Annotated in this window: 19 protein-coding genes; 6 read left to right on the top strand and 13 right to left on the bottom strand. The window is 54.8% G+C overall.

All coding sequences use genetic code 11. The features are described 5' to 3' along the window. Positions 1 to 50: 50 nt before the first annotated feature. The gene (locus MHH82_RS04220; RefSeq protein WP_009594879.1) at positions 51 to 356 is read right to left on the bottom strand and encodes a hypothetical protein; all 306 of its coding nucleotides are present in this window, start codon (positions 354 to 356) and stop codon (positions 51 to 53) included. A 186-nt stretch (positions 357 to 542) separates the two neighbouring features. Here MHH82_RS04220 and MHH82_RS04215 point away from each other — a divergent pair, with 186 nt between their 5' ends. Together MHH82_RS04215 and MHH82_RS04210 are read left to right on the top strand one after the other, a co-directional pair. Continuing rightward, entirely contained in the window at positions 543 to 1,028 is a 486-nt protein-coding gene (locus MHH82_RS04215) for a GAF domain-containing protein (protein ID WP_009594877.1), read from the top strand. Positions 1,029 to 1,103: 75 nt separating this feature from the next. After that, positions 1,104 to 1,466, top strand: coding sequence for a hypothetical protein (locus MHH82_RS04210; RefSeq protein ID WP_012818992.1), 363 nt, complete (start codon positions 1,104 to 1,106; stop codon positions 1,464 to 1,466). A gap of 56 nt (positions 1,467 to 1,522) precedes the next feature. Here MHH82_RS04210 and MHH82_RS04205 read toward each other — a convergent pair whose 3' ends face one another. From MHH82_RS04205 to MHH82_RS04190, 4 genes are all read right to left on the bottom strand, one after another. Continuing rightward, a complete protein-coding gene (locus tag MHH82_RS04205) occupies positions 1,523 to 2,095 on the bottom strand; it encodes a hypothetical protein (protein WP_340963587.1) in 573 nt (190 codons plus the stop codon). Between the two features lie 200 nt (positions 2,096 to 2,295). Further along, entirely contained in the window at positions 2,296 to 2,493 is a 198-nt protein-coding gene (locus MHH82_RS04200; protein ID WP_006208161.1) for a YwbE family protein, read from the bottom strand. 189 nt (positions 2,494 to 2,682) lie between these two features. Next, complete coding sequence (locus MHH82_RS04195; protein WP_340969806.1) at positions 2,683 to 3,489, bottom strand: C40 family peptidase; 807 nt, start codon at positions 3,487 to 3,489, stop codon at positions 2,683 to 2,685. A gap of 419 nt (positions 3,490 to 3,908) precedes the next feature. Further along, positions 3,909 to 4,673 (bottom strand): pirin family protein, encoded by a 765-nt coding sequence (locus MHH82_RS04190; RefSeq protein ID WP_012818989.1) that lies wholly within the window; start codon positions 4,671 to 4,673, stop codon positions 3,909 to 3,911. 237 nt (positions 4,674 to 4,910) lie between these two features. On the opposite strand from MHH82_RS04190, the gene MHH82_RS04185 reads away from it, so the two are divergent. Next, complete coding sequence (locus MHH82_RS04185; protein WP_036664469.1) at positions 4,911 to 5,597, top strand: response regulator transcription factor; 687 nt, start codon at positions 4,911 to 4,913, stop codon at positions 5,595 to 5,597. Further along, positions 5,594 to 7,087: a sensor histidine kinase gene (locus MHH82_RS04180; RefSeq protein WP_340963582.1), complete on the top strand. Its 1,494-nt coding sequence runs from the start codon at positions 5,594 to 5,596 to the stop codon at positions 7,085 to 7,087. Before MHH82_RS04185 ends, MHH82_RS04180 begins: the two co-directional genes overlap by 4 nt. Here the strand turns inward: MHH82_RS04180 and MHH82_RS04175 are convergent. The 8 genes from MHH82_RS04175 to MHH82_RS04140 form a co-directional block, all read right to left on the bottom strand. Next, on the bottom strand, positions 7,077 to 7,709 hold the full coding sequence (locus MHH82_RS04175; RefSeq protein ID WP_340963579.1) for a nitroreductase family protein: 633 nt from the start codon (positions 7,707 to 7,709) through the stop codon (positions 7,077 to 7,079). The genes MHH82_RS04180 and MHH82_RS04175 overlap by 11 nt on opposite strands. Before the next feature lie 58 nt (positions 7,710 to 7,767). Continuing rightward, complete coding sequence (locus MHH82_RS04170) at positions 7,768 to 8,781, bottom strand: ABC transporter substrate-binding protein (protein ID WP_340963575.1); 1,014 nt, start codon at positions 8,779 to 8,781, stop codon at positions 7,768 to 7,770. Between the two features lie 187 nt (positions 8,782 to 8,968). Continuing rightward, complete coding sequence (locus MHH82_RS04165; protein WP_009594932.1) at positions 8,969 to 9,301, bottom strand: 4Fe-4S binding protein; 333 nt, start codon at positions 9,299 to 9,301, stop codon at positions 8,969 to 8,971. After that, positions 9,298 to 10,917 (bottom strand): FAD-binding protein, encoded by a 1,620-nt coding sequence (locus MHH82_RS04160; protein WP_340963571.1) that lies wholly within the window; start codon positions 10,915 to 10,917, stop codon positions 9,298 to 9,300. Before MHH82_RS04160 ends, MHH82_RS04165 begins: the two co-directional genes overlap by 4 nt. Before the next feature lie 56 nt (positions 10,918 to 10,973). Next, positions 10,974 to 11,837, bottom strand: coding sequence for an ABC transporter permease (locus MHH82_RS04155; RefSeq protein WP_012818982.1), 864 nt, complete (start codon positions 11,835 to 11,837; stop codon positions 10,974 to 10,976). Between the two features lie 38 nt (positions 11,838 to 11,875). Then, positions 11,876 to 12,772 (bottom strand): ABC transporter permease, encoded by an 897-nt coding sequence (locus MHH82_RS04150; protein WP_251501746.1) that lies wholly within the window; start codon positions 12,770 to 12,772, stop codon positions 11,876 to 11,878. Between the two features lie 181 nt (positions 12,773 to 12,953). Then, the gene (locus MHH82_RS04145) at positions 12,954 to 13,292 is read right to left on the bottom strand and encodes a 4Fe-4S dicluster domain-containing protein (protein ID WP_012818980.1); all 339 of its coding nucleotides are present in this window, start codon (positions 13,290 to 13,292) and stop codon (positions 12,954 to 12,956) included. Beyond that, positions 13,289 to 14,995 (bottom strand): FAD-dependent oxidoreductase, encoded by a 1,707-nt coding sequence (locus MHH82_RS04140; RefSeq protein ID WP_192569761.1) that lies wholly within the window; start codon positions 14,993 to 14,995, stop codon positions 13,289 to 13,291. The genes MHH82_RS04145 and MHH82_RS04140 overlap by 4 nt, the downstream gene beginning before the upstream one ends. Before the next feature lie 329 nt (positions 14,996 to 15,324). Between MHH82_RS04140 and MHH82_RS04135 the strand changes: the two genes are divergently transcribed. Both MHH82_RS04135 and MHH82_RS04130 read left to right on the top strand, forming a co-directional pair. Then, on the top strand, positions 15,325 to 16,026 hold the full coding sequence (locus MHH82_RS04135; RefSeq protein WP_036664555.1) for a response regulator transcription factor: 702 nt from the start codon (positions 15,325 to 15,327) through the stop codon (positions 16,024 to 16,026). Further along, positions 16,023 to 17,030: a HAMP domain-containing histidine kinase gene (locus tag MHH82_RS04130; protein WP_012818977.1), complete on the top strand. Its 1,008-nt coding sequence runs from the start codon at positions 16,023 to 16,025 to the stop codon at positions 17,028 to 17,030. Before MHH82_RS04135 ends, MHH82_RS04130 begins: the two co-directional genes overlap by 4 nt. Positions 17,031 to 17,055: the final 25 nt, after the last annotated feature.

The following is a 17,055-nucleotide window of genomic DNA, read 5'->3' as shown; positions in this document are numbered from 1 at the left end:
GGATCCGCGTGAGTCGGGGGCTTTTTTCAATTGTTATGCTGTTATCTGCCCTACGCCATGGAATCGGCCTTTTTCGGGTTCACCGGTTTAAGCACTTCATCGCAAAGCTCCTTAAGCCTGATCTGGATTTCCTTGAACTCCTCGATCCCGGCTCCCGTGAGGCTGTACCCCTCACCGTGCGCCGTCAGGAAGTTCTCCTCGGTCAAGCGTTCGAGTTCATGCTTAACCTCCCGGTCGCCGACCTTATATCCATGACGCTCCAGCTCGGGCTGCATCTCGCTGATCGTAAGGTCCCGCTCATGGGCGTGATAGAGCATATGAATACCGATAAACAAATTTTGAACGTCTGCGCGCATTCGATCTTCTCTCCCTCCACCTGATTGAATTGATACCTGGTCATGTCATACATTACCCCTGCGACATGGTCAGGAATCAGCCGGATTCGCCGGAGCCTTTCTTCCCATGGCTTGTCCCTTGACGAATATCATATACTTATACTAAGGTGAATGAATCAACGCAAATGAAGGAAGGGCGGATATCCAATGTTTCAAAACACACCCTATGAAGGCACTAGGAGCGAGCAATACGCCCAGGTCCTGAATCAGTTGAAAGCACTTATCCACGACGAGCCGAATGCCATTGCCAACTTGTCCAATGCATCTGCGCTGCTTAAACAGTTCCTGTCCGATACGAATTGGGTCGGCTTCTATCTTTATGATGGCAAAGAGCTGGTGCTCGGGCCATTCCAAGGACTGCCCGCTTGCATCCGGATTCCGATGAATCGCGGAGTTTGCGGAACCGCTGCGGCTAAACAGCAGACACTGCTTGTAGCCGACGTACATGAGTTCCCGGGGCACATTGCCTGCGATGCGGCTTCGAACAGCGAGATTGTGGTGCCCATGATGGTGGATGGCGCATTATATGGCGTTCTGGATATCGACAGTCCGCTCAAGAACCGTTTCGACCAAGAGGATCAAGCCTTTTTGGAGGAATTTGTCCATATATTGGAAGGGCAGCTCACATTATAATTCAGGATGATTTGACGTATTCTTCCGTACACTAACCGAGGATTGAAACCACAATTCTTAGGAGGAATACACGCCATGTATCCAATGAATAACAACAATTCGCAAATTTCGCAGCAAATTCGTCAGTGCGAGCAAATTCTTCAGCAGCTGACCCAGCAAACGCAGCAGGGCTCGGCTATGTACCAGCAGCTGATGCAGCAAGAGCAGCAAAATGCGGCCCGACTCGAGGAACTCGCTCAGCGTGAGCGTCAAGCGGCGCAGATGATCCAAACTGCCCTTCAAGGCCATCAACAGGCGATGCAGCAGTATCAGCAAATCTCCCAGATCGTTAAACAAGTCGAGTACTCCGTTCAAGCCCACAACCAAACACAGCATATTCAGCCTTCATACGGCCAACAAGGTTTTCCTAACACACATCAAGGCCAAGGCTTCCAATAAGCATGCTAAAAGGGGTAACCCGCAGGTTCATAGAATCTGCCGGTTACCCCTTTGTTTTATTTCTTCTCTTCGCTTACGCTGAATTCGATCTCGGCTTGTATCTTATAGCGCTTTGGCTCTTCCCCGTCCGAGCCGCTCTGACTCGCGCCCTGCGACATGGCATCGATCACGAAATCCGCGGATCCGTAGACGACGTAGCGCCCGCCCGGAAAACCATCCTTCAGCGAATGGATGAAATCTTTGAATTTCTTGTCGTCCCTGCTGTCGTATCCACCGCCGATTTTGTAATATTCGCGCAGCGGCTCGCCCTTTTTCAGCTTGGTTGTAATATAGGGCTCGTTCATGGCATAACTGATGTTGTAGTCTCTTGTGAGCTCTTTCATCGGGAAATAAAAAGCGGAGGCCGCATGGCCTATCGTAATCTCATCCTCTTTGCCGATATACTCCAGCTCCCCGTATACTTGAACTTGATCTCCCTGTTCATACTCCTCTTTCTCGCTAACGAGTCGATACACGAAGTCCCCGTCGGTCATTTCCGCCTGACTCCCCCTGGCAGCTTTATTCAATGAAGGTCCAGTCGGATCTGCCCCCTGTAGCTCCTGCTTCGCGCAGCCCGTTAACATCAACATCAAGATAAACCCCATATAAAGGTATCTTCTCATCTTTTTTGTTCACCTCAACCTCCAGACGGATGGATCGTGAGCAATGTTGCATGGAAATGCAAAAAAGCCGCATCCAAAACTCCTCAGATTTGCGAAGTTTTGGATACAGCAAATGGTTTGCTATATCCCAGGCGCCTATGGCCTTTAGTCTCGAAGCGCATCGAATGTTACGACTCGTAAATGTTCTTCACCCGTCCCACTTGGCCGTCTTGAAGACGTACTTTAATGCCGTGCGGATGGTTGGGCGAATTGGTCAAAATATCTTTGACCACGCCGCGGGTTAATTTTCCCGTTCTCTGGTCCTGCTTCAGTACGATATCAACCTCAAGCCCCGGTCTGATATTGGAACGCTGCCCACCGTTCATCATCGTCCCTCCTGTTCCTATCTTCATGCTGTTGTCCCGTTCCTACTGTCCACCTTACTGAAATCGAAAGCGAAATGCAAATCGCATAACACAAAGGACTGCCCGTTAAAGATCGTTCAGATCTCCCAACCGGACAGTCCTTCTGTTTTTATTCTAACCATGGATAAATCTTATCCATGGAACGATGTTTTATAGTACGCTTCCGCCGTGCATGAAGCGGTGTTTCCAAGAATCGCCGAAGTTACCTACGAGGACCCCGCCCGATTGTTTCGAGTACGTATGCAGCAGCTTGTTGTCTCCCAGATAGATCGCTACGTGCGTAATCCGCTGTTTGGACTTGTCCAATCCGGCATAAGCGGAAGCCGACGAACCTCGGTAGCTCATGAAGAATACCAGATCCCCGCGCTTTAATTGATTGACGTTGTAAACAGCCGTTCCTTTATCTTTGACGTACTGCCCTTGCTTGCGGGAATCGCTTGGCAGCGTAATGTTAGCGCCGTCCATGAATGCGCGGCGAACAAATGCCGAGCAGTCAAAGGTACTCGTTGAATTGCGGTTAGAACCGAATTCGTACGGCGTGCCCAGATACTTCATGCCTGCACTGATTACTTTTTCAACGCTTGTGCTCGCAGAAGGCGCCGTGCTTCCCGAATTGCCGGAAGTGTTAGAAGATCCGCTGCTTTGGTTAATATATTTAGACGAAGCATATCCTTGCTTGCCGTCCGAAGTTTTGATTTTATACCAGCTTGAGCTCTTGCCCAGAATTTGAACGCGCTCACCCTTATGCACGCGGTCAACGACTTTACCCGAAGTCGAAGGCTTATTGCGCATGTACACATTCGAGCTTGCTACACCTTTGGTTACAGACTGCACGCTGGCAGCAGACACTTCATTCACAGACCCATATCCGTAAGAACCAAGAACCGCTGCTGATAACAGCGCTCCGGCCATCAATTGTTTAAATCTTTTTTTCGAGAAAATAACGATCTCCCCCATCTCGTTTGATTGTGGAATGACGAAAATGTCATTTTCGTGATCCCGCAATCATTATAGACAGGCTGTGTCTCGGGACGCATGCTACCATCCTCACAAAAACACATGCCAACTATTGGTAAAGAGGAGGACTTTAGTCTCTTATTATACTTGAATTTAGTATAAATAGATTATTATAGAAAAAAACATGCCAAAATAACCCAACCAGTCCGGCCTAAAGAAGTCCGGATTTCTTTGTTGGGTCTTTCTGCTTACCAAATATATGTATTTTTCCTTGCGATTGCTGCCTGGAAGATGACCTCTATTCCCTGTCATACTGTTTTTAAAAAAAAAGCCTGATCAGACGGATACCCCATCTGACAGGCTCTAGTTTATCGTACCTTCTCAATTTCATTCCACTACAATATTGTAAACTTTTGACCCTATGGCCGCTTGGAATAGAGCGGATATCCAGGGTTTTCCGGTACGTCAATCAGGATGACCCTGACATTCTCTTGCGCCTTAAGGCTTATCGTCTCACCTGGCACCGTATCGATTACCATAAAGTCCCGATGATGAAACAGGAGGCTATCCTCTTCCGTGCTAAAGCTGCCGGCTCCCCTTACGGCAAGCGCAGCCGCGCGCCTGCCGGTTTTCAGTTCATATCGTGCTTCGTGCCCGGCCAGAATTTGAATATCCAGCATCTTCACGTCCACGGACAGATCGGTTGGGGCGGAACCGCCGATCATCGTTTTGACCAATCCCCCCTGGATACGGGTTACCGGATAGGAGTCCGGACGATACTGACGACAGGCAGGGTTTTGCTTCAATGAATCGCGAAGATACGGCTCAAACCAAATCTGGAATCCTTCTGCATCCGGCCCGGTCAGAAGTTCCTCATGCGTAAGTCCGGAACCGGCCCTCATCAATTGCAGGCCTCCTGGCCCTATTATGCTGTGCGTACCATGCGAATCCTCATGGTCGCACTTTCCCTGAATCATATAAGTCACGATTTCAAAACCCTGATGGGGATGAGACGCGATATAACCTTCGACGGGCGCACGAAACCAGGACCAATAGAAAAGCGGCCCTACCCGGGTCACGGCTGACCCTTCTCCGGAGAAACCGATCGGCTTCAACTCCGTTATCCTTCCTCCATCGAGTGAGCCCTTGCCCTGATTCTCGGGTGGATATACATTTCCTATCATGTCCAGTCTCCTCCTTTCACCCATCCATGATGGATCTTGAACAGGTGCTGCATTGATTGTCTTGGCTTTAAGATAGTATTAACGATAACCGAACAGATATCAACATCCTTAAATTCCCTGATTTGAGAATGCATATTTGCGAATCATTTTTCAGTTTATTTTCAGTTCGCGTTCAGAATTCATTCAGCTACGGCACGTATGATAAAGTTGAAGGAATGAAAGAAGAGGAGTTTTGTCATGGGATCCATGCATCGTATTCGCGTTTTGCTTGTGGATGACGAGCCGCACATACTGCAATTTCTGGAGCTTGGTCTCCAAAATGAAGGGTTTGAGGTGCGCACGGCCTCCGATGGAGAATGTGCGTTAAGGGAAGCAGCCAGCTTCGAGCCGCATGTCATCGTTCTGGATGTGATGATGCCGGGAATGGACGGACTTGCGGTGTGCAGACGTTTGAAGGAGGAAGGCCGGGATGTTGCGGTCATTATGCTCACCGCGAAGGATGAGATCGATGACCGTGTAACGGGCCTTATGACCGGAGCGGACGACTACATGGCCAAGCCCTTCAGTTTCGAAGAGCTGCTGGCCCGCATACAAGCTCGACTCCGCAATCAGTTCCCGAGCCTGCTGGGCGAAATCCGGCTTGGGCCATTCACCATCGATGACCGCAAGAAAGAAATTTCATACCTGGGGGAAGCCTTGGAGCTTTCCCCAACGGAATATAAACTGCTCAAACTGCTTGTGACCAAACACGGCAGCGTTCTGAGCAAATCGAACATATTGAATATTGTGTGGGATTATGACTTTGGGGGAGAGGATAACATCGTGGAGGTCTATATCCGATCCCTGCGAGAGAAGCTTGGGGACAAGGAGCATCGGGTCATTCGCACGCTTCGCGGAGCCGGCTACCGGGTGGATTTGCCATGAGTTTCCGAAACCGTATACGCGCATCTCGGCCAACGTCTCTGCGCACGCAGCTCCTGTCGCGTTCCCTTCTCGTCTTGGCGCTTCTGCTCGTGCTGATCGGAGCGCTGCAATATGTACTGATGAAAAACGCCCTGTTCCGCAATCAGGCCGAGGCGCTTTCGCTTCAGGTCCGCTCTATCCCCGTGGAGATGTGGGAGCCTGATCGCGTGCAACATAACCGGCCTTCTGTTCCGAATAACGACGCCCATGCGGTCATGCCCCGCCAGGAGGATAGACCTCTGCTCTTTCTGCCGAATATGTCGCTTGCCAAGATCGCAACGAACGGAAGCTACACCGACCTGGCCAGTGACAACGGTCTGTCCGCACCGAAGCTGGCAGCAGAGGCTTATACCTCGATTCTGGAGCAATTCAAAGAGCGTCGGCCCGTTCCGTACGAAGTGATTGACGATGCCCAAGGCACCGAACAGATCGTTGTTTTTCGCCCTTACGGCAGCCCTAACAGCCCTTCCGGTATACTGCAGCTTGGAATGGATACGCAGCCGCTCCATGCCGTTCTGCTGCGGCAGCTGCTGATATTTGCCGCGTTGGCTTTGCTTGCCATGGCTGGCGGGATTGCATTGTACCTGCCATTGCTGCGCAGGACGCTTAACCCGCTAAGCCGAATGGTCGAAACAGTGGAACGAACGGATGCCGGAAACTTGGCGGAGCGATTTCCGGCCATGCAGGGTCAGCAGGAGATTGACCGCTTGGCCCAATCGTTTAACGGCATGCTGAATAGGCTTGAGGGAGCGTTTGAAGCGGAACGCGAGGCGAAAGAGCAGATGCGGAGGTTTATTGCCGATGCTTCCCATGAGCTGCGCACGCCGCTTACTTCGATTCACGGCTTTCTGGAGGTGCTTGGCCGCGGCGCCGCCGACAACAAGGATCAGCTCCATGCAGCACTGTCCAGCATGCACGGCGAATCGAAGCGCATGAAGAAATTGGTCGAGGATTTGCTTCTGTTGGCCAAACTTGACCGTAAGCCGGAGCTTCATCTGCAGGATACCCGGCTGGATCGGCTGCTGCTAGAGATGGAGCCCCATCTCAGGATGCTGGCTCAAGGCAGAAACGTAACGATTCAAGCGGCAGCCGTGCTGTGCCGGTGTGACCCCGACAAGATCAAGCAGGTCATCTACAACCTGTTCCATAATGCGGTACAGCATACCGATTCCGACACAGGGCGGATTACCGTTACGGTGGATAAAACCAAGGACCACGCCGTACTGCGGGTCAGCGACAATGGAGCCGGGATTTCGAAGGAGCATCTGCCCCATCTGTTCGAGCGGTTCTACCGCATCGATGAATCCCGGACCCGGCAGCACGGCGGTGCCGGTCTTGGACTGTCCATCACCCAGTCCATCATGAACGCGCATGGCGGCCAAATGAGCGTGGACAGCACGGTTAACCAAGGAACGGTTTTTCGTGCGGAGTGGCCGGGCATCATTCCCTAGCTTGAAATACTCCTTCATGCACCAGTTCATTCAAGGATCGTCGGTCCGTAGGGACCTCCCGTTCCTGCAGCGTCTCCGGCAGCGCCGATTTATCGCCGCGGTATCCAAGCGTTATGACCGCATGCAGATCATATTCTTCCGGAATATGCAGGGCTTCGCGGGCAAGCTCATGGTCGAAGCCGCCAATCGCGCGGGTATTCAGCCCAAGCAAAGCAGCCTGCGAAGCGATTGTTCCCCAAGCGGCCCCCGCATCAAACGCGTGGCTTCCGCTTGGTTCCCCATTGGCATTCAGCGTGTAGGAAACGAGCAGGACAAGTGCCGGCGCGCGATCGCTCCACACGCGGTTTCCGGGACGGATAAAGGACCGGAATCGCTCCCGCTCCTCCTCTGTTCGGGCAACGATAAACCGCCACGGCTGCCCGTTGCCCGAGGAGGGTGCCCACCGGGCCGCCTCCAAGACGGTATACAGCACATCCTCTTCGACCGGACGGGAGTCAAAGGCCCTCGAAGACCATCGATTCACAAAGTGGGCATGCACCGGATATTCGGGACGGCGCGTTTGTTCCGCCACCGTCCGCTTCGAAAGGGCTGATACGATTACGGTTGGATCAGGTCTGGTCATACGATCATCTCTCCTTACCCCTTGCGGGTTATTGTAATACGACTTGGTCTTAGCTTGGTTAAGGCTTGATCAGCCAATCGTCCAATGCAAAATCGGTTTCCGCCAGCTTCTCTTCGATCAGAAAGGCCTTCGTTCCTTCCAGCAGCTGCAGCCCTTGTTCGGTAAATGGAACCTCCTTGATCAGCTCGATCGGGCTAACCTTCTTCACGTACTCCACCTTCGCGCTCTGCAATTCGGCCAGAAACGCATAGTACTCTTCCTCATGCAGCTTTAAATCCTCTAGCGCCTTGGAACGGGCTTCATTCCACGCCTTGGCGAAATCCGGATATTTCGCCAGATAATCCTCCGACACCACGGTTACGCTGGTTCCATACAGCTCGGGATGCTTGGTGGCATCGTCCAGCAGCGTATAGCCTTCATCGATTTGTTTGAGCGTATATACGCCGGTATTGGTCATCGCGTCGATTTCCCCGCGGGCCAGGGCAGCCTCCGCATCCACGCGAAGCAGGTGGATGACCTTCACATCCTCAGCCAGCCCCTCTTTCTTCAAAAGACCGGCCAAGTATCGGTGGTGGAAGGAACCTTTTTGAGTGGCTACCGTTTTTCCCTTTAACTCTTCCAGGGAAGCCGGGCCTCCCTTCTTCGCTACGAGGTACCCGATGCTGTCGGTCGAGCCTTGGGTAATCACCTTGGTCTTCGCTCCCGTTGAACGTGACAGGATGGCCGGCGTATCGCCCAAGCTGCCAAAGTCCAGGCGACCGCTGATCAGCGATTCGCTCAAATCCGGACCGTTCGGAAAGGCGGTCAAGTTTACCGTTTCAATCCCGTGCTTCTTGAGCTCTTCCTGAATAATGCCCTTATGGAACCCCCAGCCCTCAGCGCCTCCGGGTACATTCAAGGCATTGGTTCCTATATATCCGTAATTGAGCGTTTTCGGCACGCCGGAGCTTGATGCCTCCGTTATTTGATCTTTGGTGCCGCAGCCCTGCGAAAAAGCAAGCGCCGCCGCCACCAGCGTCAATAAAATCGCGTATCGCTTTCGCTTGTGTTTCTCAACGTTTCGATTCTCCATTCGATTTCTCTCCCCTCACAGATCCCATCTCGATATGACACTGCCTCGCTTTCGCTTCTTACGCCTCTTGCTTCTTACGGGGCTTCATGGAATCCCCGGCAAACCCTGGCCTCAATGAGCCCGCAGATCATGCTTCCCATGCAGACGGGAAGAGTGGAGCTGCCTGAAAAAGGGGGGAGGCTGACGATCAAGGAACAGATCGCTTCGCGAGCTGAGCCAGAAACGCATGGCTGGATATGGACGTTCGGCCGGGTCCCCATCCCACCTTCTCGCGGTAGCCCCCCAACAGCTCGGCCTGCTCCAGCTCCGCCTCGCTTAGCCCGCTGAGCCGGTCCGGATGAGGCGCGACGTACATCGCGTCCGCCGGACAATAGAGCTCGCACATAAAACAGGTTTGGCAATCGTTCTGGCGCGCAATGACAGGCACATCGTTATCGACTTTATCAAATACGTTGGTCGGACATACGGAGACGCACAGATTGCACTGCACGCATCTGGCATCGCTGATCAGCTCAATCAAAGGGAAACCGCCTCCTCGCTCACGCGCTGCGCCCGGACGCTGATTTCATCCAACCCGGATGTAATCAGGCGGTAATGCTGCGTCTCGTCCAGCTCCGGATAATCAACCCGCTTATGCATTCCCCGCGTTTCCGTCCTGGCCTGCGCCGAGCGGTACATCCAGCGGGCCGTTGCAGCCATGGCCGCTGCCTCGCGTTTCTTCACCGCCTGATAATCAAGATGGATGGGTTCCTGTCGGATCGATTTCCACACGCCGTCGAGCCGTTGCAACGAATCCCGAAGTCCCTCATCCGTACGGAACAGGTTCCGGTCATAAGGCATGACCTCTTCCTGCACCGCCCGAATGTATTCCTCCGCGGCAATCGGCGGCTTTTCCTGCAGCGAGCCGAAGGTACCGGAAGATACGATCGGAGCCGAAGACAATCCGTGCACCTCGCGTCTAGTGGCATGCCGTCCCAGCGATTTGGCATAGTCCGCCGCGCCTTCGCCCGCAAAGCTGCCGGAAGACATCGCCCAGGCGGCATTGTGGCTGCCGCCTCCGGTAAATCCGCCGCAGATCAGCTCCCGCGTTGCGGCGTCTCCGGCGGCATACAAGCCGGGGACCTTCGTGGCGCACGTTTCGTCCACGATATGAATGCCCCCGGTCCCGCGCACCGTCCCTTCGAGCCGAAGCGTGACCGGGAACATATCCTTGAACGGGTCGATGCCCATACGGTCAAACGGCAGGAAAAAATTCGTCTGCCCCACCCGGAGCAGCGGCTGCAGATCGGCGGGCGCCTGATCCAATCGGGCATATACCTGTCGGTTCTCCAGCAGTTTTTTGGCAATGACGGAACGTCCTTTGGTCGAGCCCGCTCCCTCTACCACCGTGCCGTCCTCGTAGTAAAAGCTTGCATAACGGTAATACGCCGTTTTGGTCACCGAGGAGAACGTTGGCGATATGGCGTAGGCGTTGGAGAACTCCATGCCCGACATTTCGGCCCCGGCCTCGGCCGCCATCAGATAGCCGTCACCGGTCAACACGTTGCATCCCAGCGCTTTGCTCAGAAAGGCGCAGCCGCCGGTTGCGATGACAACGGCACCCGCCGTGACTCTCCAGGGATCGCCGCCCTGCGTGCTTACGCCAGCGGCGCCCCCCACTCCGTGTTCATCCGCCAGAAGTTCCAGCGCAGGGCTGTGGTCGAGTATTTTGACACCGGCTCTTTTCACCAGCTTGCGCATGAGACGCATATACTCCGGTCCCTGCAAGCCGCGCCGGAATATGCCGCCATCCGGATCGACCGGGAACGAATACCCCCAGCCGCCAAGGCGGTTCATATTCTCGTAGGTTTGATCCAGGACCCGATCCATCCACTCATTCTCGGCTAAGCGTCCGCCCATAAAATACCGGCTCATCTTCGCTTCCTGGCGCTGCCGCCCTTCAGGCTCCACGTACCATACGCCCGTGCCCGACGGCGCCGTTGCCCCGCTTGATCCGCAGAACCCTTTATCCGCCAGCACGACATTGCTGCCTTTCGCCGCAGCCGTTAAAGCCGCCCATGCTCCGGCCGGGCCACCGCCAATGACCAGCACATCCGTTTCCAACTGAAGCGTGCTGCCTTGAATACGTGAACTCATGCATGTTCCCCTCCTAATCATCATTGTTCCTCGGTTCTCTCATTCATGAAGCCGGATCATCCCTTGTAACTATCCCGCCACTTCAGCAAGCGGCGTTCCAGAGAGCGGACGAACAGATCCACCATCATACCGACGACGGCAAAAACCAATACACCCACAAAAATTTGCTCCGTTAACGAGGATTGCTTGGCAAGATTGATGAGAAACCCGACCCCCGACTGCGAACCGATCAGCTCCGCAACGACGAGCCCGAGCCAGGATACCGCCAGCGATAAGCGGAGTCCCATTAACAGGTTAGGCAGCGAAGACGGGATGATCAGCTTGATGATCTGCTGAACCCGGCTGTACTGCAGCACCCTCGATACCTCGAACAGCTTTTTGTCGACGCTCCGGATGCCGAGAAACGTATTGACGTACAGCGGAAAAAAAGCTCCCTTCGCAATGATCAGCACCTTCGACGTTTCTCCGAATCCGAACCACAAAATAATAAGCGGGGCGATCGCCAAATGCGGGATCATCCGCAGCATCTGCACCGTCGGATCCAGGAATATTTCCGACTTGCGCGAGAAGCCCGTCAGCAGGCCGAATATCAAGCCCAGGCTGCCTCCCAGGGCGAAGCCCGCAGCGGCGCGGCCGATGCTTATGCCCAGATGGGTCGCCATCTTGCCCGAGGCGATCAGATTCCAGAGGGATTCGAAAATCGCCGCCGGCGTCGGCAGGAAGAACGCATCGATCCAGCCAAGATTGCCTGCCAGCTGCCATATGGCCAGCACCAGAACCGGAAGGGCCGATCCGAGCGCAATGGCCCGTAGTAAGGATGCACGCCGGCGATTGGAGCGCGCGGCAGCAGGATTGGGCGGCTGCGATACAGCGGGTGGCTGCCCCGCCGCAGGCAGCGCAAGTTCGTTCGCGTTATTCATCGTGTCTCCTCCTCTCTCTTGGAAACAGAAGCCGTGCTTTAACCCTCATAGCTGTCGTTCCATTTCAGCAGCCTGCGCTCCATCAGCCTAACCGCGGCGTCTGCTGCTTTGCCGATGACGGCAAACAGGACGATGCACACGAACACGGTCGCGGTTTTGCTGAACTGTCTGGCATCCGTCATCAAATAGCCGATGCCGGACGTGGAGCCCATGATCTCGGCAACGACCAGCCCGAGCCAGGCAAGCCCGAGGGACAGCCGGATCCCAAGGAAGATATGCGGCAGGGAGGACGGAATGACCAGCTTGAAGATTTGCTGGATACGCGTGAAACCCAGAACCCTTGTTACTTCGAACCATTTGTTATCCACGCCGCGGATGCCCAGATAGGTTTGGATATAGAGCGGAAAGAAAGTCCCTTTGGCGATCAGCAGTATTTTGGACGACTCCCCGATTCCAAACCAAAGCACGAACAGCGGCGCAACCGCTAAATGCGGAATCATGCGGACCATCTGGATGGATGGATCGAGCACCCGCTCGGATATGCGGAATACCCCGACCAGAATACCGAAGGCTAGGCCGAGAGCCCCTCCAAGGGCGAAACCCGCTGCGGCACGAACCAAACTGATCCGCACATGACCGCCAAGGTCACCCGAGCCCGCCAAGTGGGCAAAAGCCTCCGCAATGCGAAGCGGCGTCGGGAAGAGCAGCTCCGAGATGTAACCAAGGTCGCCGAGCACCTGCCATAAAACCAGCAGCGACACGGGAAGAACCGCGCCCGCAGCAAAGGTGCCCAGCGACTTCCTCCATATCCCGGCACCTGCTTCGCCCGGGGAGAGCCTCTGCCGCTGCCCGGCGGCGGGCTCCGGTACCAGCGACTCGCTGCCGTGGACCGGAGCCGGAGGGTCATGCCGGTACAATCGTGCATGGTCACTCATTGCGATCACGCTCCGGCTCGGGAAACGCAAATCTTCCATCATCTAACCTGAACATCAGCCAAACCCGTTTCATAAGCGCACCTCTCTCCTCGAATACAAAAGGAGACATTCTTCGAAAAACCGAAGGAATGTCTCCATTAGAATGGTTGACAGTATGAATGCTATTGGTTTAGTTCCTGCTTTAACTTCGCCGGGGGAGAATCCGATCGATGAACGGGGTCTCGTCGATCTCGGCCAGCCGGGTCCGCCCGCGTCCCCAGCCGACCGTCTCCCTCCAGCTTCCGATGATCCCTACCGCGATCAGCTCTTCTTCCGTCACCTTCTGCTCCATATCCGCAAAGGGAGAAACATACAGAGCATCGGCAGGACAATAAGCCTCGCATATAAAACAGGTCTGGCAATCCTCCTGACGGGCAATGACCGGAAGCCCAGTCTCCGTCCGGTCGAATACATTGGTCGGACAGACCTTGACGCACAGGCCGCACTCGATGCACCGCTGCTGACTGACAACCTCGATCATGAGCCTTCCACCTCCCCGGCCGCTGCCGCGATCCAGGCAGCAGCCCCCACGGCTTCACTGCTCCTATTTCTTGAACCACCATAGTGTCGGCAAGCGTCCATGGTACCTCGGCTTGCCTGCCGGGGCGGCCGCCCCTCAGGATACACCTGGATATGATCGATCCCCCTTACGGTCAGACGATGCTGCTGGTCCGGATTCGGATCCGGGTATTCCAGAAGGGTATGCATCCCTCTGGTTTCCCGCCGGGTCAGCGCAGCCGCATACATCCATCTTGCCGTTGCCGCCATGGCCGCCGCTTCCCTTGCCTTGATCCGCTCGCGCGAACCCCCGGTTACCTTCGCGTACACTTCCGGCCATAGCCCGTTCAGCCGTTCGAGCGATTGCTGCAGGACCGGTTCGCTGCGAAAATAATTGATATCCAGCGGAAACACCTCCCGCTGTACGGATTGAATTAGGCCGGATGCATCCATTCCCTGCCCATGTGCTGCGGATGGATGGGACATTCCGGCCCGCCCCGCACCTTGCAGGCGACGGCCGTCCGCAGAAGAACGCGTACTCAGCGCATGCTTCGCCGCCGATTCGCCAGCCCACGTTCCCGAGCAAATCGCCCAAGAGGCATTAAAAGCCCCTCCGCCCGACTTGGCACCGGTCACCCGCTCCCGGGTTGCGGCATCGCCGGCGGCGTACAGACCCGGTACCGTCGTCGCGCAATCTTCGCCGGTGATCCGGATGCCTCCGGTTCCGCGGACCGTCCCTTCATAGCGGAGGGTCAAGGGAAAACGCTCCTTAAAGGGATCGATTCCCGCCCGATCATACGGAACAAAGAAGATGGCGTGCGATTGCCTTAATATGCGCCGTTTCTCTTCCGTGTCGGCATGATTCAGCATGGCGTATACCGGTCCTTTGCGGAGCATCGTCGGCAGAAAATCATGAGGCCTGGGCCCTCCGGGGCTGTACAGCGTATTCCCGTCTTCGTCATAATACGTCGCCCAGTTGAGAAGCCGCCCCCGGGTCACCGTGCCAAACGCCGCGCTCGGCGCATATTGGCGGCTGAATTCCATACCGGATAGCTCGGCGCCAAGCTCCGCCGCCATGAGCAGTCCTTCGCCTGTGAGCACGTTGCAGCCAAGGCCCTTGCTCAGAAAGGCGCAGCCGCCGGTAGCTATGACAACCGACTGTGCCCGTACCTCCCAATTCTTGTTCTTCTGCCTGCATATGCCTCGTGCTCCTCCGACCCCATGCTCGTCGGCAAGCAGCTCGAGCGCCGGGGACTGATCCATGATCCGTACGCCCGCCCGGTTGACCGCGCTTCGCATCAGCTTCATATATTCCGGGCCCTGCAAATGGTCTCGCATGGGGACCCCGTTCTCATCGCGGCGAAACGGGTATCCCCATGCCTCCACGCGTTCCAGATTGATGTATACCTGATCCAGCACGCGATGGATCCAATCCGGTTCCGATAAATAACCGCCCTCCTTCATCCGCTGGGCCACGGCTTCATCGCGCAGCTTATGGTCAGGGGGCAAATATAGCAGATTGGTTCCTCCGGGTGCCGTTGCCCCGCTGGAGCCCAGAAACCCTTTATCGGCCAATATGACTTTGGCACCTTGGGACGCCGCGCTCCAGGCTGCCCAAGCCCCTGCGGGACCGCCGCCAATGACGAGGACATCCGCCGTCAGTTTCAATTCATCCTGTGCACGCAATCGTTGATCCCCCCGCTCCTTGGTTGATAGTAAATCGAGGTCCATACGACAAAAAGGAGATCATGAAGGATGCTCATGATCTCCAGCAGACTGGTCGATTCAAATTTATTTATCATAGTTATTCGATTGGAATTATCAAGTATATTATCAGCTGATGGCACAAGCGTCAAGACATTATTTTTCGGAGGATCGCGAGATAAAGCGAGCCACTAGCTTCCCCGTCATCCCCTGGTCCTGCTGTCTTCGCTCATGCAATTTTTCCTTATATCCTGACAATTTGGTACAATACAGACGGTACGAGAATGTCAAATGAAGGGACTATGATCGATATGTTCAAAATTTTCATTGTCGAAGACGATGCCGGGCTGGTCGGCCTGCTGAAAGAATATCTTCATAAATTCGGTTATGCGACGCAGTCCGTTCATGATTTCGAGACGGTGCGCGATCAATTTGAATCGTATGACCCTCATCTTGTTCTTCTGGATATCAATCTGCCTAAATTCGACGGCTATTATTGGTGCCGGCAGTTCCGCAGCCTCTCCACCTGCCCGATCATCTTCATCTCCGCCCGCGACGGGAAAATGGATCAGGTGATGGCGCTGGAGAACGGTGCCGATGATTATATAACCAAACCCTTTGACTACGAGATCGTCATGGCCAAAATCAAGAGCCAGCTCCGGCGGGCCTACGGGTCCTATGCTGCCGGTCAGAATGAGCGGGTCCTCAGCATCGCCGGACTCACGCTTGACGTTGAGCGTCTCTCCGTTTCGCTCGGACCGACCCAAGCGGAGCTCAGCCATACCGAAGCCAAAATATTGGACGAATTAATGAAAAAGCCCGAGCAGATCGTCAGCAGGGACCGGCTTCTGGAGAAAATATGGGATGATCAGGCCTTTGTGGACGATAATACGCTGAATGTGTACATCACCCGCGTCCGTAAGAAACTCGCCGCCCTCGGAATCGAGGATGGCCTTCAAACCGTGCGCGGGCGCGGCTACCGACTGGTACCGAGCTGGAGGGACGAAGCATGAGACTATTTTTGCAAGAACAGCGTCCCTTAATGATTGTCTACATCGCCCAGCTTCTTGTCGTTACCCTGATCTATAGGCTGGACGGTTATCGCAATTTGACGGTCAGCCTGTACGCGGGCATCATCAGCTTGCTGCTGCTCGTCGGCTATCTTGCCTTCCGTTTCATTGCCAACCGTTCCTTCTATAAACGGTTGGAGCAGCCGCTCCCGGGAGAATCCCTCACAGGCGAATCCTCGGCAGAATCCTCCCACACCCCGCTCGCCGAAGCGCTTCATCAGCTGCTGAAAACCCAGTTCCGGCATTACACCACGGATCTGCATAACTATAAGCATAAAATTGAAGGCCATCTTCAGTTCATCAACCAATGGGCCCACCAGATGAAAACGCCGATTTCGGTCATTCACCTGATCCTTCAGGATGATGACGACCCCCGTTTTGCCGCGATCGGCGACGAGCTGGACCGCCTCAAAAAAGGGCTCGATCTCGTGCTGTATACCGCCAGGCTCGATACGTTCGAGCGCGATTTCCATGTGGAAAACCTGCCGCTTCAGCGAATCGTCCGAAATGTCACGTCCGAGCAAAAGCGGCTGTTTATCCGGCGGAGAATGTACCCGTCCATCCGGATCGATTCCGGATTAACGGTGGCCACGGACGAGAAATGGCTCTCTTTTGTGCTGACGCAGCTGCTGACCAACGCGGTTCGATATACGCTGAAGGAACAAGGCACCCTCTTTTTCAACGGCTACACCCGGGAGAATCAAGTCGTGCTTGAGATAAGGGACGAAGGCATCGGCATTCCCCAAAGCGACCTTCCGCGGGTGTTCGATCCCTATTTCACCGGAGAGAACGGGCGCCGGTTCCAGGAATCGACAGGCATGGGCCTGTTTCTGGTTAAACAAATATGCGACAAGCTTGGACATGCCTTCGAAATCGAATCCAAGGTCGATGAAGGAACGACGGTCCGCATCATTTTTGCGGATGCTGCGGGCCATATCGCACAATGAATTCCACCGGCAGATGGCAGGGTTC

Source organism: Bacillus sp. FSL K6-6540 (assembly GCF_038007545.1).
This window is presented reverse-complemented; position numbering and strand designations above follow the sequence as displayed.